Raw genomic sequence first — 24,588 nt, forward strand, 5'->3', positions numbered from 1 at the left:
AGTTTATCTGGTTGGGAGTTGGTGTCGCAGGGCACCGATTAGCGTTGCACTTGCGGGGCGCGAGTGACGATCTCGACCAGCCCTGTGCTGATCACGCGAGCCAACAACCGCTTGCGATCTTCGATCGTTTCGATCTGAATCAGATCCCCTTCGGAACCTTCGCCCATCGCCTTGCCGCCGGTGCGAATCACGATCGCCCCGCCGACAACCATGACTTCGACCATGTCGTTGCGACGGACCAAGATCGGCGGTCCCACATCGGTCTGTTGGACCCAACGCCCCGCGGGGACGTTCCGTTTAACTTCCTGGCCTATCAACTGGCTCATGTCGGTAGCCAAATGATCGCTGCGGACGGTCGAATCTATCACCTTCCATTGCAGTTGACTGGGACCGATGATCTGCCCGCGGGAAAGGTTCTGCGTGGCGACGATCGCGCGAGGCAATTCGTTGATCTGCAGATAGACGGGCACCTCCCGCTTCTCTCCTTCCACGGCCGATGTCAGGACAAAACGAGCGACACCGGCGGTGATCGTCGTGGGGACAGCAACGCGTTGGTAACTGGTGATCTCTTCGACTTGGGCGATCGGCAGTCGTTCCCAATCGATCTTGTATTCGAAGTCGTTTTCGTAGTCCTGCATCGCTTTTTCGACAACTCGCTCGATCAAGCGTTTGCTCTGCGGATCGATTTCTTTCGGCGCGACTTCCGCCACCGTGGTGACCACTTTCGCAGCGACTTGCACGACGGGATTGGATCGGACGCTTGTCGATTCGGGGCCGACCCAAAGGATCGGTGCGGTGACCAGTTTGGAATGATTGAGCGCTTCGGCCAAACGATATCGCATCAACTGTAGCGGTCGTCCATCGGTGGGGATCAATCCAACCGTCGATTTGCGCAGCTGATCCCAGACGTTGTCGGGGATCGAAACCGGTTGAACCACATCTTCGACACGCACGATCGACGAGGTGACCGTGACGTTGGGCTTCAACTGCAGTGTCCACGGATCGGACTGCTGTGCGAACGCAGCGGAGCTGAACAGGCCAAGCCAAACGCCGACGGCGCAGACCAGTTGCCAGCCGGCGACAGGTCGTCGCTGCGTTCCTGAGCCGCGAAATCCGTGGCGTTCTGCAATCATCGTGGAGGTAATAATCAGAGATCCCAAGATTAGAAACGACGTAGGTTGGCGATGGTTTGCATCATTTGGTCGCCCGCCTGGACGGCTTGCGAATTCAACTCAAACGCCCGCTGTGTGGTGATCAGGTCGATCAACTCACGGACCGGTTCGACGTTAGAAACCTCGAGATTTCCCTGCCGAATCACTCCAGCGCCATCGCTGCCCGGCTCGCTCAGCTGGTTGGTTCCCGATGCTTCGGTCTCTTGATACAGATTTTCACCGATCTTCAGCAAGCCATCCGGATTGACGAACTGCGCCAACTGAATCTGCCCCTGCTGTTGCAGTTCGACGGTTCCGGGGATCCGCACCGAGACGATTCCGGTGTCGCTGATTTGGATCTGCGTTGCGTCTTGTGGGATCGTGATCGGTGGATCGATCAAGCGGCCCGTTTGCGCCGATCCAAGGACCAATTGCCCGTTGGCATTGACGTCCAGATTCGCCGCGCGAGTGTAGACGGTCGTCTGGCTGCGTGGATCCAAGACGGGCAGGAAGCCGCGTCCTTCGATGCCAAAGTCGAGTTCGCGGCCGGTCTGTTCCAAGGTTCCTTGGCTGTGATCGGTCTGCGTGCTCATCACGCGAACGCCGAGCCCGATCTGCGTCCCGGTCGGCGTGGGTGTTTGGTTGGAATCTTGCACGCCCGGATAGATCTCGTTGCGATACAACAGATCTTCGAAGTTCGCGCGATCGCGTTTGAACCCAGTGGTGTTCACATTCGCCAAATTATTGGCGATCACATCCAACTTGGTTTCCATCGCGTCCATACCGGTCGCGGCGGTGTATAGCGTTTGGACACTCATCTATCGCTCCAATTAACTTTGCAAAATGCGCGAGATCAACGATCCCATCACATGATCTTGGTTCTGAATCATCTTGGTATTGGCTTCATAACCACGCGACGCTTCGATCAATTCCATCATCGTGGTCGTCGGGTTCACCGCCGATTGTTCCAACGCGCCGTTGGCGACTTCGCGTTCGGTCGGCGCCACCGGCTGAAACTCAGCTAATGGCATGTACAGGTTTTCGCCTTGTCGCGAAAGATCGCCATAACCGTTCGGACGCGCTAGCATCAGGTCGAACGTGGTGCCCGATTGGGTGATCCGTCCCCCTGCGGTGACATCGAAGGGGAGCCGAGGATCGATCTGAATCGGGCGTCCGCCGGTGTCGAGCACCGGATCGCCGCCTTGATTGACCAGCGTGCCGTTGGAGTTGAACAAGAAGTTCCCGGCGCGGGTCAGCATCTGTTGATCGTCGTGCTGGACGACGAAGAAGTCCGACGCGTTGTGGATCGCAAAATCGGTGCGAACGCCAGTCTGTTTGATCGGTCCCTCGCGAAATTCCGTGCCAGTCGACTGCAGCGTGACGCCGCCGCCGACGTCATCGACCTCTCCGGTGCCAGGATTTTTTAGCGATTCTTCGATCGATTCGGCAAAGCGAGCCTGCAACACCGGCGCCTGAGCTTTGTAGCCCGGCGTGTTGACATTGGCCAAGTTGTGGCTGACCACTTCTAAACGATGGCTCTGCGCTTTGGCGCCGGCCGCCGACATGTACATTCCGTAGGGCATCGAGCTCTCGCCTCTTCGATCTAACGCCCCCCGGCGTGTATCCTCTCCCCAAAAGCCACGCCGACCGGCGCTCTGAAATTTTCATTCAAGCGCCGCGGTGACTCGCAGGTTAAACTTGTCTCTAATCGATTCGGGAACTCAGTGACAAGAGCAGCTTGGCAAGCTGCCGACCAATCGCCGACGCGGCTCCCCGATCGATGTGATTGATAGCGTTCCCAATCGGTTGAGCGGGAATGCTACAATCGCGATCAGCCCTCTTCAAAACAATTTCCATTGGCGGAAACCTTATGAAATCGCTGCTCCATCGCGCGTTATTGCTGCTGGTTGCGTTCGGATCGACATCGCTCCTTTCGTTGGCTCGCGGAGCCGACCAACCGAACTTTGTCTTCCTTATCTCCGAAGACAATTCGATGCACTATATGAAGATGTTCGATCCTCACGGCGCAGCGACTCCAAATATCGAAGCCCTTGCCGCCAATGGGCTGTTGTTCGAAAACGCCTTCTCCAACGCGCCGGTCTGCTCGGTCGCTCGCACGACATTAATTACAAGTTGTTACGGGCCGCGGATCGGCACGCAGTTCCATCGTCGCAGCCAGCCCGCTCCGATGCCCGAAGGGTTACGGATGTGGCCCGCCTATCTCCGCGATGCCGGCTACTACACGACCAACAACAGCAAAAAAGATTACAACGCGATCGAAGGTCCCGGCGTCTGGGATGCGTCGTCGGGCAAAGCGAATTGGCGCGGCCGCAAACCGGGCCAACCCTTCTTCCATAAACAGTCGTTCGGAACGACGCACGAGAGCCGGCTGCATTTCTCGCGTCAGTCGATGGAGGAGAACCCGACGACCACCGATCCCGCAATCGTCTTCGTCGCTCCCTACCATCCCGACACGCCGACCTTCCGCTACACCAACGCCAAGTATCGCGATCTGATGCAGCAGGTCGATGCAGAGATCGGCAAGGTCGTCGATCGATTGGAAGCGGACGGTCTGTTGGAGGAGACTTTCATTTTCTACTTCGGCGATCATGGCGGAGTGTTGCCGCGCGGCAAGGGCTACGCCTACGACAGCGGTTTGCACATTCCGCTGGTCGTGCGGATTCCGGCCAAGTACCAACATCTTGTCGACGCCACGCGAGGCAGCCGCAGCGAAGGCTTTGTCAGCTTCATCGACTTCGGCCCGACACTGCTTCATTTGGCGGCAGTCGACGTGCCACAAGGCGTCGACGGTAAACCGTTTTTGGGACCAGGGATCTCGGCCGCCGAACTGGCCAGCCGCGACGAAGCGTTTGGTTACGCCGACCGATTCGATGAAAAGTGGGACCTCGTGCGGACGCTGCGGAAGGGACGTTACGAATACGTTCGCAGCTTCCAACCGTTTAATTTTGATGGCTTGCATAACAACTATCGCTACAAATCGCTGGCCTTTCAGGAATGGAGAGATCTGTTTGCGGCGGGCGAGTTGAACGCCGTGCAGGCTCAATTTTTCCAACCTCGCAGCGTCGAAGCGTTATACGATTTGAAGTCCGATCCGCACGAAACGATCAACTTGGCCGGCGATCCTCGATACGCCGACGTGCTGATGGAGTTGCGAACGCAATTGGGACAACGGATGCGGCAGATGCCCGACCTCAGCCTGTTTCCCGAGAGCGTGCTGATCGACCAAGCGATGGATAACCCGGTGGCGTTTGGTCAGTGGCAGCAGGAGCGAATCGCGGCGGCAATGGATGTCGCCGATCTCAGCTTGCAACCGTTCCTCGATGCGGCGCCGGCGATCGCTAAAACGCTCGCCGCAGAGGATGAACTGCTCCGCTACTGGGGCTGCATCGTTTGCAGCTGTCACGGCAAACAGGCGGCATCGATGGCAGACGTTCTGCGCCGACTGGCGGTCGGTGACGCCAGCCGCTTGGTCCGGGTGAGGGCTGCGGAAAGCTTGAGTCTGATCGCCGGGGAGGATCCGCGGCCGGTGATCATGCAGGCGCTGCGATCGACGACTTCGCCACTCGAAGCGGCGGAGATCCTGAACACGGTCGTGATGCTTCAAGACGGCCCGACGGCTGTCGATTTCGAGATTACCGCGGCGTCGCTGGCAAGCTTAAAATTGACGGCTAGCGACGATGCGGCGCTGCGACGGCTGGAGTATCTGGATCCGAGCTTCCAGCCGATCGCAAAAAAGAAGCAGCCGCAGGGCAAAGCGAAAAAGCGGCCTTGATCAAGCTCGCGGCCGGCCGGGGCGAGTCGGCGTGTAGGTGCAGCAATCGGCCGGGCAAACATCTTCGCAGGCGGGCAATTCGCCTGCAGTCGCTCGTCCGTCGCGGCGACCGATCCGCTCTTCCACCAGTTCGCGGATCATGCGGACAAAACTTGGATGCGTCCCGACAGTCCCGGCGCGTTGCATTTCGATCCCCAGCGATTTGCAAAGGGCGGCCGCTTCGTCGTCGAGGTCGTAGATGACTTCCATGTGATCCGATGTGAATCCGATCGGCAAGATCACCAAACGATCGAGCGATCCGCCGTCGGCGGCGGCTTGCTGATGCAAGGCTTCGATCCGGTCGCAGATATCGGGCTCCAACCACGGAACCTGCGGCGGGCCGCTGCGACTTTGATAACACAGTTCCCAATTAGCCGATCCGGTCTGTTGGGCGACCAATCGCGAAGCCTCGGTCAACTGCTGCACGTAGTTGCAGTTTTCAGCCATCGAAATCGGGATGCTGTGAGCGGTGAACAGGACCGGCACCTCGCCGCGAACCGCTTCGGGGAAAGCGGCCAAAGCGTCGTTCAAGCGACTGGCAACCGCTTCGATAAAGCTGGGGTGATTGAATCCCAACCGCAGCCGAACGATCGTCGGTGCGTTGGGGCCGATCTGCTTTTGGGCGTCGGCGATGTTTTCGCGGTACTGGCGGCATCCGCTGTAACAGCTGAACATGCTGGTGAAAAAAGCGATTCCGTTTTTCTTGCCGTCGTCGCGCATGCTCATCAACGCGTCGGCGATCGTCGGTTCCCAGTTGCGGTTGCCCCAGTAGATCGGCAGCTGCACGCCGGCGCGACGCAGTTCGTGATGGACGGCGCTCAACAGTTCGCGATTCTGATCGTTGATCGGACTCTTGCCGCCAAACTTTTTGTAATGTTCGGCAACTTCAAGCATCCGCTCATGCGGAACGTTTTTGCCTCGCAGCACGTTCTCCAAGAACGGGACGACGTCTTCGAGCCCCTCCGGTCCACCGAAGGAGATCAACAAAAAGGCGTCGAGACTCTCGGGGGCCGGAGCCGTTGCATTGGTCAAATCGGTAGCGGTTACTGGCACGTCGTGGAACAACCATGAGAGATGGGAGAGGGAAGGTGTGTGCGGGACGATCACAACGTTAACCGTGACGATCGCCCACGGCGCAACATCATTCTATTATGCCTTCGAATCGGCCGTCGCACCAACGGACAACTTCATCGAAGCTCAATTTCAACGAGAAGTTCGATCCGATTGTTCTCACCCGCCAAACCGACGCTACACAAGCAACAGGCTGGCCAGGCCGAGGACCAAGAAGAAGCCGCACATATCGGTGATCGTCGTCAGCAACGGGCCCGATGCGATCGCCGGATCAACCCCAGCTCGTTTCAAAATCAGCGGAACCACGCCGCCAAACGAGACGGCGATCATCGTGTTCATGCAGAGCGCGAATCCAACGACAAAGCCGAGCATCGCGTCCCCTTTCCACAGCATCGCCGCGGTGGCGATCAGCAATCCGAGCGTGAAGCCGTTGAGGATGCCAACCGAAATCTCTTTGAACCAAACGCGGAGGGCTTCGTTCGGTTTGACCAACCCGAGGGAGAGTTCTCGCATACTCACGGCGACCGCTTGATTGCCGCTGCAGCCGCTCATGTCGGAGATGATCGGCAGGAAGACCGCCAGGGCGATCACCGATTCGAGCGTGTCCTGGAAGAAAGCGATCACGCTTGCCGCCATGATATTCAGCAAGATGTTGACGCTCAGCCATGAAAGTCGCCGCTTGCTGCGATCCAGCAGCGGCAGACTACGCACCTCTTCGCCACCTACGATACCCTGGCTCTTCAAATAGTCGCTGCGTTGTTGTTCGCTGCGGGCGTATTCAACAGCGGCTCGCTGCACGACGCCCAGCAAATCGCCTTGGGCATCGATCACCGGAACGCCTAGAAAGGCGTGCGATTCGAGCAAGTCTTCGACATCGTCCAACGACATCGTATCGAGCACCGAGATCGGATTGGCGACCATGATGTCGCGAAGCGGAGTGGCGCGTTTAGAGAGGAGCAGATCTCGCAGCGGCAGCACGCCGACCAACCGCTCGCCATCGCAGACAAACGAATATTGGATGTCGTAATGCCGGTATTCATCCGCGTTTTCGGCGAGGTCCTCGATCACATCGCGGACCGTTTGGTCGGCTTGAAAGCTGACGTATTCGGTGATCATCAGACCGCCGGCGGTGTCCGATGCGTATTGCATCAACGTCCGCGCGTCGGCCGCCTCTTCGGGAGTCATCTGGTCGATGATCTCCGCGGCGTTGGCTTCGGACAGTTCGGCGATCAGGTCGGCGCGGTGATCGCTGGTCACCTCGTCGAGGATCAGCGCGGCGACGCTGGTCGGCAGGTGATCGATGATCTCGACAGCACTCGCTTCGACCACATGCTCCATCAAATTCGCAGCGAGCTCGGGCGTTAGGCTGGCGACAGCTTCGGCTTGCGAATCGGGGGACAGCCGATCCAACGCGACCACGGCATCAGCCATCTCGCCCGTTGCAACAAGGTTCGCGATCTCGGCAATCCCCGCAGCTTCCGGGGCTTCGTCTTCCGTTGCGGGGTCGAGCTGCAAATGATTCATGATGTTTGCTTCCAAGCCGGTTAGACGAGCCGAAGTTCAAGTGCGCACACGGTCACTGAATCGGTACAAAGCACGTTCTCAGAAAAACGCCAGCTGTGCAAGGAGAGGTGCCCTGGCGAAGCGATCGGTTGGTTAGTCCGAATCGCGGTCGTCCAAGTGCCCCGTTCGGCCGATCGCTCGGATCAATCGCATCATCACCAGCAAGCTGATCGAAATCCCGATCAGTCCGACCAGGCTGATGTTATGCAGGCCGAACCGCCACGGTTCGGTGAACAACAGCGGCGGAACTTCACGGCTGAGCAGCAGCGACGAACCGAGAAAGAGCGCGCTGGCCAGCATCCCCAACACCAATCGATTCACCGGCGGCCCGAGCCGGCGATGCTGCAGATTGACTTTCAGATGCCCCTGCCGGACCTGTTCCAACATGCTGACCAATTGGTCCGGCACAACCTCCAGGAAGTTTTCAGCTTCCATATAGATCCGCCGCGCTTGGCGCAACCGCCGCCGCGGTGAAAGCCGCCGCATCATCGCGCGGCGCAGGAAACCACGCATGATCTCCAAGGTGCTGAAGCGGGCATCGAGTTCGCGCAACGTCCCTTCCAGCGAGATCAGCATCTTCAACAGCAGCGCCGATTGATGCGGCAGCTTGATCGAATGCCGATGCAAGATCTCCGACAGATCGTTCAGCGCCCCGGTCAGATCGAAACGATCGAGGTCTTGAGGCCCGTAGGTCGACAGATATTCGGCGACATCGATCGACAGCGCCGCCTCGTCGATATCCTCGCGCGCTTTGCCGACGCGCTTGATCAGCCGCGTCAGCTGCATCTGATCGCTGGCGGAGATCGCATACAGCATTTCTTCGATCGTCTCGCGCAAACGGTCATCGATCCGGCCGACCATTCCGAAATCGAGGATCCCCAATTCGTCGCTGCCGATCGCCAGCAGGTTTCCCGGATGCGGATCGGCATGAAAGGTGCCGTGTACAAACAGCATCTGCATGTAGCACTGGGCGATCCGTTGCGTCAGTTGTTCGCGGTCGCACGCTGGCGGCGGCTGGTCGGAGAACTTTGTCAGCGAGACGCCATCGATCCACTGCATCACCAGCACGCGATGGGTCGACAGCGCGTCGAAGGTCTTGGGGACATGGACCTTGGGATCGTTGGCCAAGAATCCACCGAACAGCCGCATATTCTGCAGTTCGCGTTCGAAATCGAGCTCGCGACGCAACATCGGCCCCATTTGAGCGACCATTTCAGCCGGGCCCCAGGCCGCCAGCGAGCTGACGCGTTGAGCCAGTTGGGCGAACCCCGACAGCACATCCAGATCGCGAAGGATCGTGCTTTCGATTCCCTTGCGTTGGACTTTGACCGCCACATCGGACCCATCGATCAAGCGACCGCGATGGACCTGACCGATCGACGCAACAGCGGTTGGAACGGGATCGAATTCAGCAAAGTGGAGTTCGAACTGTTCGCCTAACTCCGCTCGCATCGTCGCTTCGACGATTTCCGGTGGATCGGGCGGGACGCTGGCGTGCAGCTGACGCAGTTCGGTCGCCAAGGCGGGGCCGACGAGATCGGGGCGGGCGCTAAGAATCTGCCCCAGCTTGATAAACGTGGGGCCGAGTTCGGTTAGGGCCAGGCGGATCCGGACTTCGCGGGAGTGCTGGGACAGCGGGGTCCCTTGCGGATCCTTTAAGATATCGCTGAATGGCGTCTTCGGAAAATGACTCAGCCAACCGGCCAAGCCATAACGATTCAGGACGCCAAGAATTTCCTGGCATCGACGCAGATTGCGATACAGTTGTGGAATCGATGTGATCTTCATGCATATCCGACGGAAGCGAGAGCCTCCATTGTAATCCGCACCAGATCACTTGCTGCGGAAGGTCTACTCTTCGACGATCTCTTCTTTGACCTTCTGGACAAAGTGAGGGCTTTTGCCCCCTTTGCCGAGTTCTTTGCAGCGTTTTTCCGCTTCTTCCTTCTGGTCGAATTCGAAGACAGCAACCCGCTTGAGGCTCTGGCTGAAGACGCCCCAATACAGCTTCATGCGTGCTTCGACGGCAACCTTCTTCTTCGTCTTGCGTTTCGCTTTGGCCTTTTTCTTGACGGGAGCTTCGGCTTCCTTTGCTTCGAAAGCATCCGCTTCGTCGCGAGCGCGTTTAAGGTTAGAACCGCGTGACTTGGCCATTGGCGATTAGCAGGGGTTGGAGTGAAGGTGTAGGAATTTGGGCGTTGTTCGGACCCGAAGTATGCTAACGCATTGGGAATCTGTTGACTAGTGCGTCAGACCCGCGAAAAACGATGCATCGAGCCGCCACGGGCCCTGGTTGGGCAGTGGTCGGCAATTCGTCGGCCGCTCGGCAGCGAGCCGCTACAGCAGCTCGTCGAGCCCTTGTTCGGTCAGTTGCCGGACGACTTCACGAACTCGTTCTTCAGCCGCTTTGGGAGCAACCAGAGTAGCGTCTTTGGTTTGCACGACGATCAGATCTTCGACGCCGATCGTGACGATCGTGTGTCCCCCTTCGCTGCGGATGATCGTTCCGCTGGTATCGATCCCCAGATGCTTGCCCAGCACGGTGTTGCCATCGGCATCGCTGGGGTTCATTCGGGCCAGCGATTGCCAGCTGCCGACATCGTCCCAGCTGAATGGAGCTTCGATCACGACGATCGGTTCGTGCTTCTCCATCACTGCGAAATCGATTGAGATCCCCTCGATCGCAGTAAAACGTTCCTGCAGGACTTGCGGGAATTGGTCGGTCCCGATCGCGTCGGAGATCGCCATGATGTGTTCATACATCGCTGGTTGGTGCTGTTTCAGCGCATCGAGGATCGTCGAAGCACGCCACAGGAAGATCCCGCTGTTCCAGTAGAACGATCCCGACGCCAAATACTCTTCGGCGGTGGCGCGATTCGGTTTCTCGCGGAACCGGGCGACGCTGTAGGCGGCTGGCGAATCCGAATCGATCGGCTCGCTGCGCTCGATGTATCCAAACGATTCGGCGGGATAGCTGGGCGTGATCCCAAAGGTCACGATCCGCTGCGGGTCCTGTTCGATGAGGTCGACGCCGCGACGCAGCGCCGCTTGGAATTGATCGTTGCTGGAGATCACGTGATCGGCGGGCAACATCGCCATAATCCCATCGGGATCCTGCTTGGCGACCATCGCCGCAGCCAAGCCGACGCAGGGAGCGGTATCGCGTTTGCAGGGCTCACCGACGATGTTCTGCGATGGCAGAGCGGGCAATTGTTCGGCGATCTTGTCGACGAGAGCCGCGTTGGTGATCACGCGGATCTGATCGGCGGGAACCAAGCCGTTCAAGCGATCGACCGTTGCCTGCATCATCGTTTGGTCACCGACCAAAGTCAGCATCTGCTTGGGCATCAATCGGCGGCTGGCGGGCCAGAACCGCGTTCCACTGCCACCGGCCATGATGACTGCATGCAACATTGGGAGTCTCTTTTCGTGCGTTGAATTGGGTTAATGAGTGCTGGCGACAATCGTGCCAGCTGGTTCAGCGAATTGCAAGACGAGATCACAACGCCAACTTTAACAAGAACTTCACACCCCCATTGGCTGTCGCGGAAACCACTGGTCGAGCCTGCCGCTGATGCCCCGTCAGCAAGCGAAAATACAGGCACTTCAGGGCCGCTGGTGGGGCTTGGCCCGTTGAGTACCGGACAATTTATAGGTTACACAGGCACCTCCTCTGGGGCAGCCCCGCGGGTCTCGGAACTTTTTCACTTCCATTTTGCTAACCTTGTGATGAACCTCAGTGCCAACCGCCATCGAACCCCTTAGAGCAAACGCCCCCATGCGAACCAGTTTGGTAGTTTCGGCAGGCAAAAAGGCTGCGCTGAGCATCAAAATCAAACCCGGGATCAGCCTGATCGGTCGCAGTCGTCGGTGCCAAGTTCGGCCCAAGACGCGTTCGGTCAGCCGGCGGCATTGCGCGATCATCTGCAGCGATGAAAAGGTTTGGATCCAGGACCTCGGCAGCCACCTGGGGACTCTGGTCAACGACGTTCGACTCTCCCCCGACCGCAAACGCCGGCTTCGCGACGGCGACCAGATCTCGCTCGGCAAGGCGAAGTTTTCCGTCCAAGTGAGCGAAGCGAAGCCGAGCTGGGGAGACGATTGCCCTGCCGAGTTCGACGTCGAAGATCTAGCGAGCGATGTCGCCGAACGGCAGGACGCCGCGACGGCAGAGCGGAGTGTCAGCCCCGAACCGTTCGACGAGATGGATCTCGCGGCGCTGTTGGACGAACTGGACGAAGCCGATCGCCAGGAACGAATCGAAAAGATCCAGTCGGATCACCGTCGACGCAAAGAAGCCGAGGAGGCGGAGTTGGCCGAGCTGCTCTCGGACGACTTTGAAACCTCCGATTCGGATACCGATTCGGAGATTGGAACCAGCGAGGATCCAAGTTCCGGTTCGCGTATCGAGATGCGTTTTGGGCGACCGACCAGCGATCAAGCTGCCGCCAAGGGACTTCGGCAGATATTGACCGGCGTGATCGAAGAGACTCCCGAGAGCGAGAAGCCGCGGTTGCGGTCGCAGCTCGAAGCCGAGCGTCGAGCAGCTCAAGCCGCCGCCGAAGAAGAGGGGCTGTTTGGCGACGCGCCCGAAACGCCGATGGCGGAGATGACTCCGGCGCAGCGAAAGCAGAAAGCGAAAGCGGATCGGGCGTTGGCCAAGCGGATCGCCAAAGCGAAACGGAAGCAAGCCCGCGCCGCCCAACCCTCGCTGCTGCAACGGCTCGGCAAACAAGACAACCACTGGTGGACCACGCGGGCGATTATCCTCGCGGTCGTCGTCGGGCTGGGGGTCACATCGTATTCGTTCTACAGCAATCTGATCCACGACCCGCGCACCGAACACGCGCTGTTCCAGGAATAGAAGTGGCGGCGAACTCGCGGTAGGTAGAAGCCCGGGGACTCGCGCCCCTGGCTGGCGCAAGTCGACGTTTTGCGACTGCAGCAGCCTATACTTCCACCTCCCCTAATCAAAGTTTCTAGGGAAGGGGGCGGACGAGCGCAGCGTCGTTTGAGGAAGGGAGTTTGCGTGCTACGAACCGAGTCGCTGACGGACGCCTGGAATCAACCGAGCTGCGTTTTCCGAATAGACTTTTCGCAAAACGTCGTCGGGTAGGTAGAGGCCATAAATCTGCCACAGCCCCTGGGGCGGGAACTCTTTCTCCGAATACGGGAAGTATTGGTCGCGGGTCTCCAGAAAACGCCAGTACAGCCGGATCCGCGTCTCGGGCCAGGGACCATCGGTTCCGAACATCACGCGATCGGCATATTGCATGATGAAGTCGCGGGCCGAATAGGGCTGGCGTCCCAATTCGCCGATCCGCGATGCGAATTCGACCGACAGGTTGGGATAGCGATCCAACCACGCGGCCACGGTCTCTAGATCCTCCGAATTGTTCGCCACGTGGGCGCCGATAAACTTCGTTTTCGGATGCCGCTCAATCACGCGGTTTCTGGCCTCCAGCAAGGCCTCGCGCGACGGGAAGTCATCGCCGTGGAAACTCCAGTCGGGATGGCGGCTGAGTTCTTCCCAACGCTCGTTCTGCGGGTCGATCGGATCGAAGAAGGCGGCTGGGTCGGCGACGTGCATGATGATCGGCAGTCCCAGTTGGCCGCACGCCTCCCAGATCGGATCCCACCGGAAATCGTCGATCGCCAACAGATTGCGATCCTCGCTGCGGTATCCCAGCCCAAAGCCCTTGAAGATCTTCAGACCGCTGACGCCCTGTTCCGCTGCCGCTTCCAACTGCATCACCGTTTGGCGAACAAACCCCGGTTGGTTGCAGGCCCAAGTCTCCGGGGCATCGGGCTCCCCCAAGCCTTGCCAATCGATGTTGGCATAGATCACAAAGCGGTTGCGATAATTGGTCCACAGATAACGCATGTGCTGCTGCAATTTATCGCCCAGGCGGCCGTCGAGGCTGCAACAGACGGCGATGTTGTTGCGGTCCATCAATTCGACAAACGCGTCGAGCGCTTCGGGATCATCTTTCAAACGATAGGAGAGATGCGTGTGGACATCGACGACAGGGAACTTGGCCGCGTCGCGAGGATTTTCGGGTACGCGGAGCCGCGATTTCGGACGGAAGTTGCGCAACAGTAGCTCGCGCCCGTCGCGGCCATCCAGTGGCATTAAAAGCGGTTCCTGAGGCGAATCGGTTTCGTCGGGAGATGTTGTAGGTTGTTGTGCATCGACTGAGGGGACCCACCAAACGGTGGTCAAGCCGATCGCGCAACAAAGTGATAGAATGCGAGCCAGAGACATTGTGATCCACGGATTCAAAGGAATTGCACTGTAAATGGCAGATGATTATACCGAGCAACAGTCGACGGGCGAGCAGCAGGACGCTCTGAAGCTGAGCTTGCAAACGACGACGCCACCAGCCGAAGTACCAGGATATCGTATCGAGCGATTCCTAGGTGCCGGTGCGTTTGGTCAGGTTTGGGTGGCGCGGGACCTCAATACGGGACGCCCTGTGGCGATCAAATTCTATCTGCATCGCGGTGGGGTCAATTGGTCGCTGTTGAGTCGCGAGGTCAAGAATCTGGTTGCGCTTAGCGCCGACAGCTACATCGTGCAAGTCTTGGAAGTCGGTTGGGACAGCGAGCCGCCCTATTATGTGATGGAGCTGATCGAAAACGGATCGCTAGAAGATCTGTTGCACAAGCGCGGCCGCCTGCCGGTCGAACGATCGGTGCAGTTGTTCCGCGAGATCTGCATCGGCATGAACCATACCCACGGCAAGGGGATCCTGCATTGCGATTTGAAGCCAGCCAATGTCTTGCTGGACGAAGAACTGCGCCCGCGGCTGGCTGATTTCGGGCAGAGCCGGCTGTCGCACGAACAGTCTCCGGCGCTGGGAACGCTGTTTTATATGGCTCCCGAACAAGCCGATCTCGATGCGTCGCCCGATGTCCGCTGGGACGTCTACGGTCTGGGGGCGATCTTGTACCGGATGTTGACCGGCACGGCGCCGCATCGCGAAGGGACGCTGCTGGATCAAATCGACACCGCCGGTTCGCTGAACAAACGGCTCGAAAAATATCGCGATGTGATTTGTCAGTCGGGGCCGCCAACGGGGCATGAAAAAGTTGCGGGAGTCGATCGCCGACTGGCCCAGATCATCCAGCGTTGTTTGGATCCCGAACCCGAACATCGGTTTGCCAACGTCCAGCAATTGGTCGAAGCGATCGATGAACGCGATGCGTCCAGAGCTCGCCGGCCATTGATTCTGCTGGGACTTGTCGGCCCGCTGCTGCTGCTGACCGCGATGGGGCTGTACGCGATCCGTAGCATCCGCGAAACGGGCAAACAATTTACGACGGCGATGCGCGAAGAACGGAGCAAGACGAACCTGAGCGTCGCCGGTGAAAAAGCCCGCGCGCTAGAGATCGAACTGCGTTCTTATTTCGATCTCGTGTCGGCGGAAGCTTCCAGTCCCGAGCTTGCCGAAACCTTGTCCGATGCATTGCAGCAGCCGAGGTTGAAGGAGTTGCGAGCGCAGATCGCGGCACAGCAGCAGCCCGAGGCGGCGCGCGACGAAATTCTAGATCAGCAGTTGGGACAACCGTTGGAAGACTATCTAACGGAGCGGTTGGATCACTACAACCAGCTTGCCGAAACTCATCCGGGCGTTCCCAAGTTGGCGACGATGTTTGTCACCGACAGCCAAGGAACGATGATCGGATTTGCGCATTCGGCACCGATCACTCGCAGAACCAACAGCCGGGGCCGCAACTACGCCTTCCGGACCTACTTCACCGGTCTCAAGGAAGACCTTCCCAAGGGAACGCCTCCTGCGGAGATCGACCAGGTCATTCGGCAGACTCATCTATCGACGGCGTTCCAGAGCACCGCGACGGGAGTCTGGAAGGTTGCGGTTAGCACACCGATCCGATTGCCCAACCTGGACGACTCCAGCAGCCGCGACGACCAGATCGACGGCGTCTTGGTGGCCACCACCAACTTTGGCGACTTCGAACAATTTCGGGTGCGCGAAGACGATGAATACGACGTGATCGGGGTCTTGGTCGACGCTCGACCGGGGCCGTTGCGAGGGACAATTTTGCAGCATCCATGGATGCAGAACCATCAATCGCAGCATCAAGGGCATCAGGATGAGCGGTTTCAGGTTGGCAACGCGGTCCTCGACGAACTGTTGGTCGGCGGGGACATCAATTACCACGATCCGATCGCCGCAGCCCATGGTGGCCAAGACTTTAAAGGCAATTGGATCGCAGCAGTGCAACCGGTCCAGTTGCCGAAATCGGGAGACGGCAGCGCGGGGCAAACCGATTGGATGGTGTTGGTTCAGTTTCGATTAAGCAAGACGATTGCGCGGGTTGAAAGTCTGACCAACAAGCTGATCGTCGAAGGAGTTATCGCAGCGGTCGCGATTCTTTTGGTCAATGGCGCGATGTGGTATCTTGTCCGCAAAGCCAATCGGGCGACAACCAGCGAGGAACCCGCTTCCGATTCGACGCTCCCCGTTGCGATGCAGGAAACGGTCTCCGTGCGCGGATGATTCAGCGGTTCGCTACGATGCGCGAACCCAGCGAAATGCCGCTGCGATCGTGATCCCGACAACTCCGCCGATCAGATCGTTGACGACGTCGTGAAAACTGGCACGGCGACCGAAATAAGGCTGAATCAGTTCGATTCCAACCCCGATCGTGAGCACGCTGCTGAGCGTGAATGCGACTTTTCGCAGGAAGCCCCAACTGGGGAATTGCCGCATCAAAAAATAAGCCAACCCGCCAAAAACCAATAGATGCGACAGGTTGTAGAGCTGGTCGAGACGTGGCGAACCGGCGGGCAAAGGGATCAGGAAAGCGCCCAAAACGCAACAAACCGCCATCAATTTCCAGAGAAAAGATTCGGGGCCGCGCTGTTTGACTGGGGATGCGTTCATGGAAACCTTTGGAAATGGAAGAGCCGAGCGCTGTCGCCACCCAGAAAAGTCTGCAATTTTGGCGACGATCGCACCCCAAACCTGACTGGGTAACTATCCTGGAACGCGTGATTGGTTCGGTTTAACACTAGATTACGCTGGCTATGCTTTTTCGTAAACGACAAAATCGACTGCGCGACGTGTCGTTTGCCGAACCGCTCGAGCCTCGCCAGCTCTTGGCTAGCACTCCGTTGACCGCAGCTGTGCCAGCCGACTCGGCCACCTCGTCCTCCACCCCGGATTCTGCTGCGGTTGAACCGGCGGCGAACCCCTCCAGTTCCGAACCGGCCAATGTTCAGACGGCGAGTGAGCCCTCCGTTGAGGTCGCTTCTTCCACTCAGGCCTCGGCAACGCTGCCAGCCACTGCCGCTGAGGAAACGTCGACGCGGCAGGAGGAGTCGGGAGATGATACGACGGAGGAGGCGAGCGCCCGTTCCGATAAAACCACAGCTGGCGCAAGCGTCGGATCAGCCGTGGGGAACGTGGTCGATGTGGCGGCCAGCACCGCGAAGACGGTGACCACGGTGGCTTCGTCACTTGGGCAGGCTGTGATCCGTACGCTTCCTTTGGGCACCGACGATAGGTCCGACAGTCGTGCAGCCGAGTCCGAAGACGCGAGTGTGACAGCAGCAAGCGACGATCGTCAAAGCGGACAAGAAGACGCCCAGGATCCGCCGGACTTGACGGAACAATCCGACGTTAACCAAACGGCAGGAATCGCCGACACGTCGAGGGGTGTTGAAGCCGCCGACGCCCAAGAGGCGGAAGTCGTCAATGTTTCGTCGAATGTTAGCCTGCCTGTCACGCCAGTTGCGATGAAACGACCGGTGGTCGAACAAGTCGATCCTTCGCGAGAACAAACGCCCCCTAGCGACAAAACGGATACTTCGAAATCGCAGGTTCAACGGGAGCTAATCGAGGAAGAATTGCCGGCATTTAGCGAGGTCGAATTTGTCAACAACACGTCTGTCGATGAATCGCTGCCGGCGCTATCGACGGCCCCTGCCCCAACGACTGAAAACCTTGCCGCCGAACCCGCCGCAGGCCAGCCCAATTCGAAGATCCCGCGCGTCGTAGCGCCCGCCGCGGTCGATGTCGAATTGCCTGCTGGTTTGGCGAAGCGAGTCGAATTGCCGGCCGGCTTGGCGAAGAAGGATTCGTTGCCAAAGGGCCTGGCAAAACGTGCGGCAACCGATGTTGTCGACGCGCCGCAGGATGAATCCGCATCCACGAAGGCAGCGCTTGCCGCACCTGTAGCGATCAAAACGCAAGCTGTCGCGGAGGCTACAAGCTCTCAAGTCGCCGAAGCGCGCGGAGCGGCAGAGACGCCGTCTGCTGCCGATTCCGAAGCTGCTGACCCAGCGGGCTCGGGCAACGCCAAATTGGCAAATGTTTCGCAAGTCGACGATGCGCCGCAGAACGGAATCGCAGCCGCTGCATCTTCGACTGTCGTCGCGTTGCCGTCCGAAGCGTTGGAACAACAGGCTTCCACTCAGCAAGGTTCTGCCATCGGATCGGCGATGGTCGTCGCCGATGTTGCTGTTGAGAAGGATGCGTCTTTGAACGCAGGAGATCATCGCAAGCTTGCCGAAACAACGCCCGCGGAGAGTTTCGCTCCTTCGATCGCTGCAGCCAAATCCGACGCCTCGGCGCTGCAACCGAGAACGGTTGTCCAGGACGATGCAACGCGAGTGGCCGAAGATATCGCTAAGTCCACCGGCGAGAAAGCGACTCCAACACGAGCGTCGAAGAGTTCTGCGGAGTCGGGAAATCTCGCTCAAGCGGCCGAGTCCCACATCGCAGCCGCTTCGCCGACCACAAATCTGCTGGCAGCGGATTCTAGTGTCGCGCCCCATGCGGCCGATTTGCAGCCAAACGATTCATCGGATCCAGCGACTGTTCAAGCTGCCCCCGGCGAATCGGCCAAAGCCGAGCAAATCGCTACGGCGGAACGGACGGTTGGCGATGCACCAACGGCAGCCGTGGAATCGACAACGGAAGGGCCAATTCACCTTGCCGATCAGCAATTGGAAGAAACTGCCGCAAGCAGCCTCGCAAGCAGCGAGGCCGTGGTGGCGTTTGGCGACAATACGTCAGTCCAGGTCGTTCAATCCGAACAAGGTTTCGCGACAAATCGTGTTGCGGGGGGAGAGGCCATTCACACAGCGGATCATATCGCTTCGGTGGATCAGTGGGAGTCGGTTTATGATGTTGATGTGTCAGGCTCCGCTGTCACGGCAGAGATTCGCGAGCCGGTTGAAGATTCTGCGGTGTTCGGGGAAACAGCGGATGTCGGCCTGTGGGCCGGCAACGAAACGTCTGAACCTACGCCGGTGGAGCTGTCCCGAGGCGAGTCGTTGGTCTCGAATCTCCAATCGTCAAGCGAGGTTTTCGAGCTTGAAACCTTCGTGGCTGTCGATGTTTCAATGGAGGTTGCGGCGACAGTGCCAGCCGCGAAGTGGGCAGCGGGTGAAGGCGTTTTTGTAGCCGCTCAAAACGATTCTGGTGTTGGAGATTCCGTGGCGTCGGCGAGCAAAGCTCAAGCATACACGGAGGTTCTGGAAGCGGTTTCTTCAGATGGAACAGGGACTGCGGTGGAATCTGCTGACGTCGTCGATGACGGCGGTGCTGGAACGTACGTATCGCGGCAACACGCGTCGTTCGAAGGGGGGGAAGCGTCCGAGTCGGTACGCGATGCTGAGCCTGTTGTTTCGTCCGACTGGGCGATCCAGGCAGCGAGAAACGCAATGGATCCAGCTGGCTTGTTGCCTGGTTCAGGTGCATTCGATGTCCAGGTTCCCACGCCTCCCACACTGGCGGCGATCATTGGTGGACTGGCGGAATCTCGCATCGAATCGCCAAACCCATTGGAAACAGATCTTCTGCACGAGGGGCAGCCCAGTGGGCGGGAAACAAGCGGGGCAGAGTCCTTGGCGGGGACGTTGCGGGCGTCAAATCCGGCAGTCCATCACAAGATAAGTTTCTCGATACAGAGCGACGCTCCGACGGATGTTGGAAAGGCAGACACGGCTTCGCGTTATTTGAATGGGGAGGAAACCGATTTTTCCAACGTCGACGGTCGGGGGCTGGATGGCAATAACGCAGGCGGCTTTTACGTCCATCATGAATCGACTCACGACCTGAAGGAAGCCAAACGTGCCGACGGCGTCACTCCATCGGCGGCGGCGGTTGACGGTGGCAAGGTCACCACGCCGCCCAAACCGGCTGCGACGAAGGTGTTCCGCCGCGTTAGTGCACCGATTTCCCGCGTTTCGCCTACGGAAATGCCGTCTTCTGCAGCTGTCGTCCTAGGAATCTTTACGCCCATTTGGGGGCGTTTGAAGCAACGTTGGTCACTGGATGACAAGACGCAGAAACATCGAACGGAAGGGAAACCGTGACCGCCGCCGACCTGCAGTTACATGAAATCGAACAGCTTTGGTCCCGCTTCAAAGAGCAGCGGGTCGATGCAGCGGGGCTGTCGGTCGCCGAGTTCGCAAAGCAGTTTCCTGCGCAAGAAGCGGACATTTTGCGAGTCTTTCCATTGATGATGGATCTGGACGAATACGCCAACACATGCGCCGACTTGCCCACGATGCAACGCATTCCCGATCGGGTAGGTCGATATCCCATCGAGCGTCAGATCGGTGTCGGTGGGATGGGAATCGTCTACGAAGCGCAGTGCGATACGCTGCGCGAGCGCGTCGCGATCAAAGTGATTTCGTCGGAGCGGTTGGACGATAAAGGGATCGAGCGTTTCAAGCACGAAGCGCGTGCGGTCGCCAGTTTGCATCACACCAACATCGTTCCGATCTATGAGTTCGGCGAATCGGCGGAACACCATTTCTATACGATGCGTTTGATCGACGGTCCCAATCTGGCCGACGTCGTGCGGGCTGCTAGCGAGATGCGATCGGGATCAAATGCCGACAGCAGCGTCACCGACATCGCCGCCTTTAATCTTCTGCAGCAGTTGCGCGATAACTGGCACCTGATCGCTCAACTGGGCAGCCAAGCCGCTGCCGCGCTGGCTCATGCTCACGCGAAACAGATCCTGCACCGCGACGTAAAGCCTGCCAATCTGTTGATCGACTCGTCGAACAAACTGTGGGTCACCGACTTTGGCCTGGCTAAGCGGACGCTGGACGACAACAGCCTGACAAGCATGTATCACGCCGTGGGCACGCCTCGCTACATGGCTCCCGAACAACTGCGAGGTGTCTCCGACGAGCGCAGTGATATCTTCTCGTTGGGACTGACCCTCTGCGAACTGGTCACGCTGGAGAAAATGAACTCGGCGACCCGCGACGCGCTCGCTGTTGCCAAGCCGGGGTTTTTGCGGAACACAAATCCCAAGTTGCCAGCCGAACTGGAACGGATCGTTTTAAAAGCTGTCGCCAGCGCGCCCGAAGACCGCTATCGGACGGCCGCTGAGATGGCGGACGACCTCAATGCTTTCGCAAAAAAACGCAAACCCAAGTCGAACCACGCTTCGTCGCGGACGGTCGCGGCGACGACCACTGCGCTGCTGCTGGCGATTGCCGGGCTGTTTGTTGCCAGCGCCACCGACGATAGCCTGTCCACCAGCATGAAACCGGTCGCAGCCAACACGATCGTCAATCGCAGCGACCAAATCATTCTGCGAGTTCGCGAGGGGAGCGATTCGGTCGGCCAGGTGCCTGAACTGGTTGGCGATCTCGGGTCCATGACGCTCAGCGGCGACGATGCCGATTGTTTCCTGATCGATCCCGAAACGCGACAGCTTCGTTTCCGGGAGACTCCCGATTTCGAAGTTCCACTGGATCGGAACATGGACAATGTCTATTCGATTCGTATCGCCGATCAGCCGATGGCGGTGACTGTCGACAATAAAAACGAGCCGCCGCAGTTCGACGAATTTATTTTCGAACCCGATGGCCAATCGATCATCCTGTCGCGGCAGCAGATGGCGGGCGCGTGGGCGATCGACGTCCGTGACGATTCCGATCGGCTGTACGATGGATTGTGCCTGACGGTCACAGGAGGTGACGATCGCGATTTGGTCAAGATGACGACGCAAGGGGTTTTTGTCTTCGATCGCAAGATGCGCGACGCGATGCCAGTTGACGCCAACGGCGATGGGGACTACGAGATCGAAGTCACCGCGAGCGATGAGACGCCGATCTGGATCGCGCGGCTGGAACAACAGGCCGATGGCAAGATTTCACTGCTGCGAGAGCGGGTCGTGGCAGGGGCACGACTCGAATCGACCTTGCTGGCCGAGGACTGTTTGATCCGCCGCGACGTGATCGATATCGCAACCGCCGACGGGAAGACGTTTTATCATCTGCACCACAATCCGTCGGGGACGGTTTCGTTGATGAAGAGCAGGCTGAGTTCGCGTGGGACTTTTGATTCGACGCTGTTGAGCGAAGATTGTGGGATTGGCAACGATGTGATCGGATTTGCGACTCTCGACGGCAGAACCTTCCGTTACCTGACGCGACAGCGCGGCGCGCTGCAAGCGATTCGAATGCACCAGGCGATCCTCCGCGATGATGGAACGTTTGGAACCCAAACGATCAGCGAGGATTGTCGGTTGCCGTATACAATCGAAGGTTTCAGTTGGCTGGATACTTCGCGTTTCCATCACGTCCGGCGGCAAGCCAACGGCGAACGGGTGTTTTTCTTCTCCTTTCAATCGGGGAACCGGTTTGAAAACATGCGGCTGCATGCAACCGAATCGCAATACGACTCTCCGACGCGCGGCCAAGCCGCTTGGCTGGAACCCTCGTCGACATCCCGTTCCACCTCGCACCCAATTCGCTTTCGCATCGTGCCGTAATTTCCTGGCGACCGAAGCGATCGAAAGCTTTGATTGAGGTTATGATACCGGCGGAGCACGCAATGCGGCCGGCGGGTGTGTCGCCTTTCGCTCCGCAAATGTGCGGGCGGCTAACGCTCTTTCGCGGAGCGAAAGACGACCATCGACAGCGGCGCAACCCTCAACTCAACACATGGATCCCATCAACATGCGACTTGCTTTTCCACTGGCGTTTGCCTTTCTGATCCTCACGAATCTCTCCGCGATCGCTCAACATCGCTTCCTCGCCAATCAACAGAACAAGCTGGTGATCATCGATGCCGAGGGGAAGCCGCAGTGGCAGATGATGCTCAGCGGATCGCCTCACGATTTGCAGTTGCTCGACAACGGCAACATCCTCACGCATCAGAACACCGAGATCATCGAGATCGATCCCCGCAGCAGCGAGATCGTTTGGTCGTTGGATGCGAAGAAGTTTGCGACCGTCGACCGAGTCGAAGTTCACAGCGTGCGGGCGATTCCCGGCGACCGAATCATGATCGCGTTGAGCGGCGAAGGGAAGCTGTTGGAAGTCGATCGCGACGGGACGCTACATCATTCGATCACGCTGCAACGCACGCATCCGCATCCCCATCGCGACACGCGTCTGGTTCGTCGTTTGGAGAACGGAAACTACCTGGTCGCTCAAGAAGGGGACGGCAAGGTCTGCGAATACGATCGCGATAGCAAGATCGTCTGGCAATACGATGTGCCGATGTTTGGTCGCAAGGCACGCGGCGGGCACGGTCCCGAAGCGTTTGGCAATTCGGTCTTCAGCGCGTTGCGTCTACCCAACGGCAACACGCTGATCGGCACCGGGAACGGGCACAGCATCTTGGAAGTGACGCCTGAAAAAGAGATCGTCTGGAAACTGCAGCAGCACGATCTACCAGGGATCACGTTGGCGTGGGTGACAACGCTCGAATACCATCCCAACGGCAACATCGTATTTGGCAACTGCCACGCCGGCCCGGAGAATCCTCAACTGATCGAAATCAATCGCGGTCAGGAAGTGCTGTGGAAAGTCCACGACTTCAAAACACTGGGGAACGACGTTTCCAATTCGATCATTCTAGACGCCGACGCCAACGTGATTCGTTGATCGGCGGCGAAGCCCGATCCGGCAGCCCGTGGCGATCAAGTTGCCGCAGCGGGCTGCGACAGGGTTCGACATTGGTCATCGTGCACGATGCAGGCTGTCGCATGAGAACTCGCAGGCAGCTGCGGAATGATCTCGCGACATTCCGGCTGGGCATCGGGACATCGATCGACAAATGGACAGCCCGGGTACGATTTGTCGGGCGAAGGGACTTCGCCGGTCAACACGATCCGCTCCCGCTGGGCTTCGATCTTCGGATCGGGAACCGGGACGGCCGACAATAAAGCCCGCGTGTAGGGGTGGGTTGGATCGTTGTAAAGTTCGTCGGCGTTGGCCGATTCGACGATCCGTCCCAGATACATCACGCCGACACGGGTTGCGATGTGCCGGACGATCCCCAGATCGTGCGCGATGAAGAGATAGGCGAGCCCAAGTTTTTGCTGCAGATCCATCATCAGATTGATCACTTGGGCTTGGATCGAAACGTCCAAAGCGCTAACCGGTTCGTCGCATAGGATCAACTTGGGGCGGACCGCCAAGGCTCGAGCGATACCGATCCGCTGGCGTTGGCCACCGGAGAATTCGTGAGGGTAGCGATTCAGGAAGCGGGGATTGAGGCCGACCAGATCCATCAGTCGCAGCACTTCCAAGCGGCGATCGGCGTTGCTCAGCACACCGTGAATCTGCAGCGGTTCGCTGAGAATCGCACCGACGGTCATCCGTGGATTCAGCGAGGCGAAGGGATCTTGAAAGACCATCTGCACGATCCGCCGAAAAGGCATCATCGCCGATTCGCTGAGCCCACAGATCTCGTGACCCTCGATCTTGATCGATCCCGAAGTCGGTTCATTAAGCCGCGCGATGGCGCGGGCGGTCGTCGATTTCCCGCAGCCCGATTCACCGACCAAGCCTAGCGTTTCCCCTTCGCGAATCTCGAAAGAGACACCATCGACGGCGCGGATCAATCCATGTTCGGGGGCGAATAACGTGCCGCGGCGAAAGGGAAAATGAACCTTCAAATTCTCTACAGCCAACAGCGGCGCGGTCGAATCGTTCATGGATGCTCACAGAATTCGGGC

17 protein-coding genes are annotated in these 24,588 nt (G+C 58.6%); 6 read left to right on the forward strand and 11 right to left on the reverse strand.

What is annotated here, in order from left to right; all coding sequences use genetic code 11:
* Positions 1 to 38: 38 nt before the first annotated feature.
* Genes flgA through EC9_RS06590 form a run of 3 tightly spaced genes read right to left on the reverse strand, consistent with a single transcriptional unit; the run spans position 39 to position 2,734 of the window.
* Complete coding sequence (gene flgA / locus EC9_RS06580) at positions 39 to 1,133, reverse strand: flagellar basal body P-ring formation chaperone FlgA (protein ID WP_145343394.1); 1,095 nt, start codon at positions 1,131 to 1,133, stop codon at positions 39 to 41.
* Positions 1,134 to 1,162: 29 nt separating this feature from the next.
* Positions 1,163 to 1,969 (reverse strand): flagellar basal-body rod protein FlgG, encoded by an 807-nt coding sequence (flgG, locus tag EC9_RS06585; protein WP_145343396.1) that lies wholly within the window; start codon positions 1,967 to 1,969, stop codon positions 1,163 to 1,165.
* 12 nt (positions 1,970 to 1,981) lie between these two features.
* On the reverse strand, positions 1,982 to 2,734 hold the full coding sequence (locus EC9_RS06590) for a flagellar hook-basal body protein (protein ID WP_145118715.1): 753 nt from the start codon (positions 2,732 to 2,734) through the stop codon (positions 1,982 to 1,984).
* Between the two features lie 287 nt (positions 2,735 to 3,021).
* Here EC9_RS06590 and EC9_RS06595 point away from each other — a divergent pair, with 287 nt between their 5' ends.
* Positions 3,022 to 4,944: a sulfatase-like hydrolase/transferase gene (locus EC9_RS06595; RefSeq protein ID WP_218934635.1), complete on the forward strand. Its 1,923-nt coding sequence runs from the start codon at positions 3,022 to 3,024 to the stop codon at positions 4,942 to 4,944.
* On the opposite strand, the gene EC9_RS06600 is transcribed toward EC9_RS06595, so the two are convergent.
* The 5 genes from EC9_RS06600 to EC9_RS06620 form a co-directional block, all read right to left on the reverse strand.
* Positions 4,945 to 6,036, reverse strand: coding sequence for a ferrochelatase (locus EC9_RS06600; RefSeq protein ID WP_246105991.1), 1,092 nt, complete (start codon positions 6,034 to 6,036; stop codon positions 4,945 to 4,947).
* Positions 6,037 to 6,231: 195 nt separating this feature from the next.
* Entirely contained in the window at positions 6,232 to 7,578 is a 1,347-nt protein-coding gene (mgtE, locus tag EC9_RS06605; RefSeq protein WP_145343400.1) for a magnesium transporter, read from the reverse strand.
* 132 nt (positions 7,579 to 7,710) lie between these two features.
* A complete protein-coding gene (locus tag EC9_RS06610; protein WP_145343402.1) occupies positions 7,711 to 9,405 on the reverse strand; it encodes an ABC1 kinase family protein in 1,695 nt (564 codons plus the stop codon).
* A gap of 63 nt (positions 9,406 to 9,468) precedes the next feature.
* Entirely contained in the window at positions 9,469 to 9,771 is a 303-nt protein-coding gene (locus EC9_RS06615) for a hypothetical protein (RefSeq protein WP_145091749.1), read from the reverse strand.
* Positions 9,772 to 9,954: 183 nt separating this feature from the next.
* Entirely contained in the window at positions 9,955 to 11,031 is a 1,077-nt protein-coding gene (locus EC9_RS06620) for a mannose-1-phosphate guanylyltransferase (protein ID WP_145343404.1), read from the reverse strand.
* A gap of 364 nt (positions 11,032 to 11,395) precedes the next feature.
* Between EC9_RS06620 and EC9_RS06625 the strand changes: the two genes are divergently transcribed.
* Positions 11,396 to 12,481 carry an FHA domain-containing protein gene (locus EC9_RS06625; protein ID WP_145343406.1) on the forward strand — a complete coding sequence of 362 codons (1,086 nt, stop codon included), beginning with the start codon at positions 11,396 to 11,398 and terminating at the stop codon, positions 12,479 to 12,481.
* Positions 12,482 to 12,649: 168 nt separating this feature from the next.
* On the opposite strand, the gene EC9_RS06630 is transcribed toward EC9_RS06625, so the two are convergent.
* The gene (locus EC9_RS06630) at positions 12,650 to 13,750 is read right to left on the reverse strand and encodes an amidohydrolase family protein (protein WP_246105992.1); all 1,101 of its coding nucleotides are present in this window, start codon (positions 13,748 to 13,750) and stop codon (positions 12,650 to 12,652) included.
* Positions 13,751 to 13,916: 166 nt separating this feature from the next.
* On the opposite strand from EC9_RS06630, the gene EC9_RS06635 reads away from it, so the two are divergent.
* Complete coding sequence (locus tag EC9_RS06635) at positions 13,917 to 16,142, forward strand: serine/threonine protein kinase (protein WP_145343410.1); 2,226 nt, start codon at positions 13,917 to 13,919, stop codon at positions 16,140 to 16,142.
* A gap of 12 nt (positions 16,143 to 16,154) precedes the next feature.
* On the opposite strand, the gene EC9_RS06640 is transcribed toward EC9_RS06635, so the two are convergent.
* Positions 16,155 to 16,529 (reverse strand): VanZ family protein, encoded by a 375-nt coding sequence (locus EC9_RS06640; RefSeq protein ID WP_145343412.1) that lies wholly within the window; start codon positions 16,527 to 16,529, stop codon positions 16,155 to 16,157.
* 143 nt (positions 16,530 to 16,672) lie between these two features.
* Here EC9_RS06640 and EC9_RS06645 point away from each other — a divergent pair, with 143 nt between their 5' ends.
* From EC9_RS06645 to EC9_RS06655, 3 genes are all read left to right on the forward strand, one after another.
* Positions 16,673 to 19,969 (forward strand): hypothetical protein, encoded by a 3,297-nt coding sequence (locus EC9_RS06645; protein WP_145343414.1) that lies wholly within the window; start codon positions 16,673 to 16,675, stop codon positions 19,967 to 19,969.
* Positions 19,966 to 22,392 carry a serine/threonine-protein kinase gene (locus EC9_RS06650; protein WP_145343416.1) on the forward strand — a complete coding sequence of 809 codons (2,427 nt, stop codon included), beginning with the start codon at positions 19,966 to 19,968 and terminating at the stop codon, positions 22,390 to 22,392. Before EC9_RS06645 ends, EC9_RS06650 begins: the two co-directional genes overlap by 4 nt.
* Before the next feature lie 187 nt (positions 22,393 to 22,579).
* Complete coding sequence (locus tag EC9_RS06655) at positions 22,580 to 23,512, forward strand: outer membrane protein assembly factor BamB family protein (RefSeq protein WP_218934636.1); 933 nt, start codon at positions 22,580 to 22,582, stop codon at positions 23,510 to 23,512.
* A 35-nt stretch (positions 23,513 to 23,547) separates the two neighbouring features.
* On the opposite strand, the gene EC9_RS06660 is transcribed toward EC9_RS06655, so the two are convergent.
* Complete coding sequence (locus EC9_RS06660) at positions 23,548 to 24,567, reverse strand: ABC transporter ATP-binding protein (protein ID WP_145343420.1); 1,020 nt, start codon at positions 24,565 to 24,567, stop codon at positions 23,548 to 23,550.
* Between the last annotated feature and the right edge of the window lie 21 nt (positions 24,568 to 24,588).

The organism is Rosistilla ulvae, from assembly GCF_007741475.1.
GTDB classification, from domain to species: Bacteria; Planctomycetota; Planctomycetia; order Pirellulales; family Pirellulaceae; genus Rosistilla; species Rosistilla ulvae.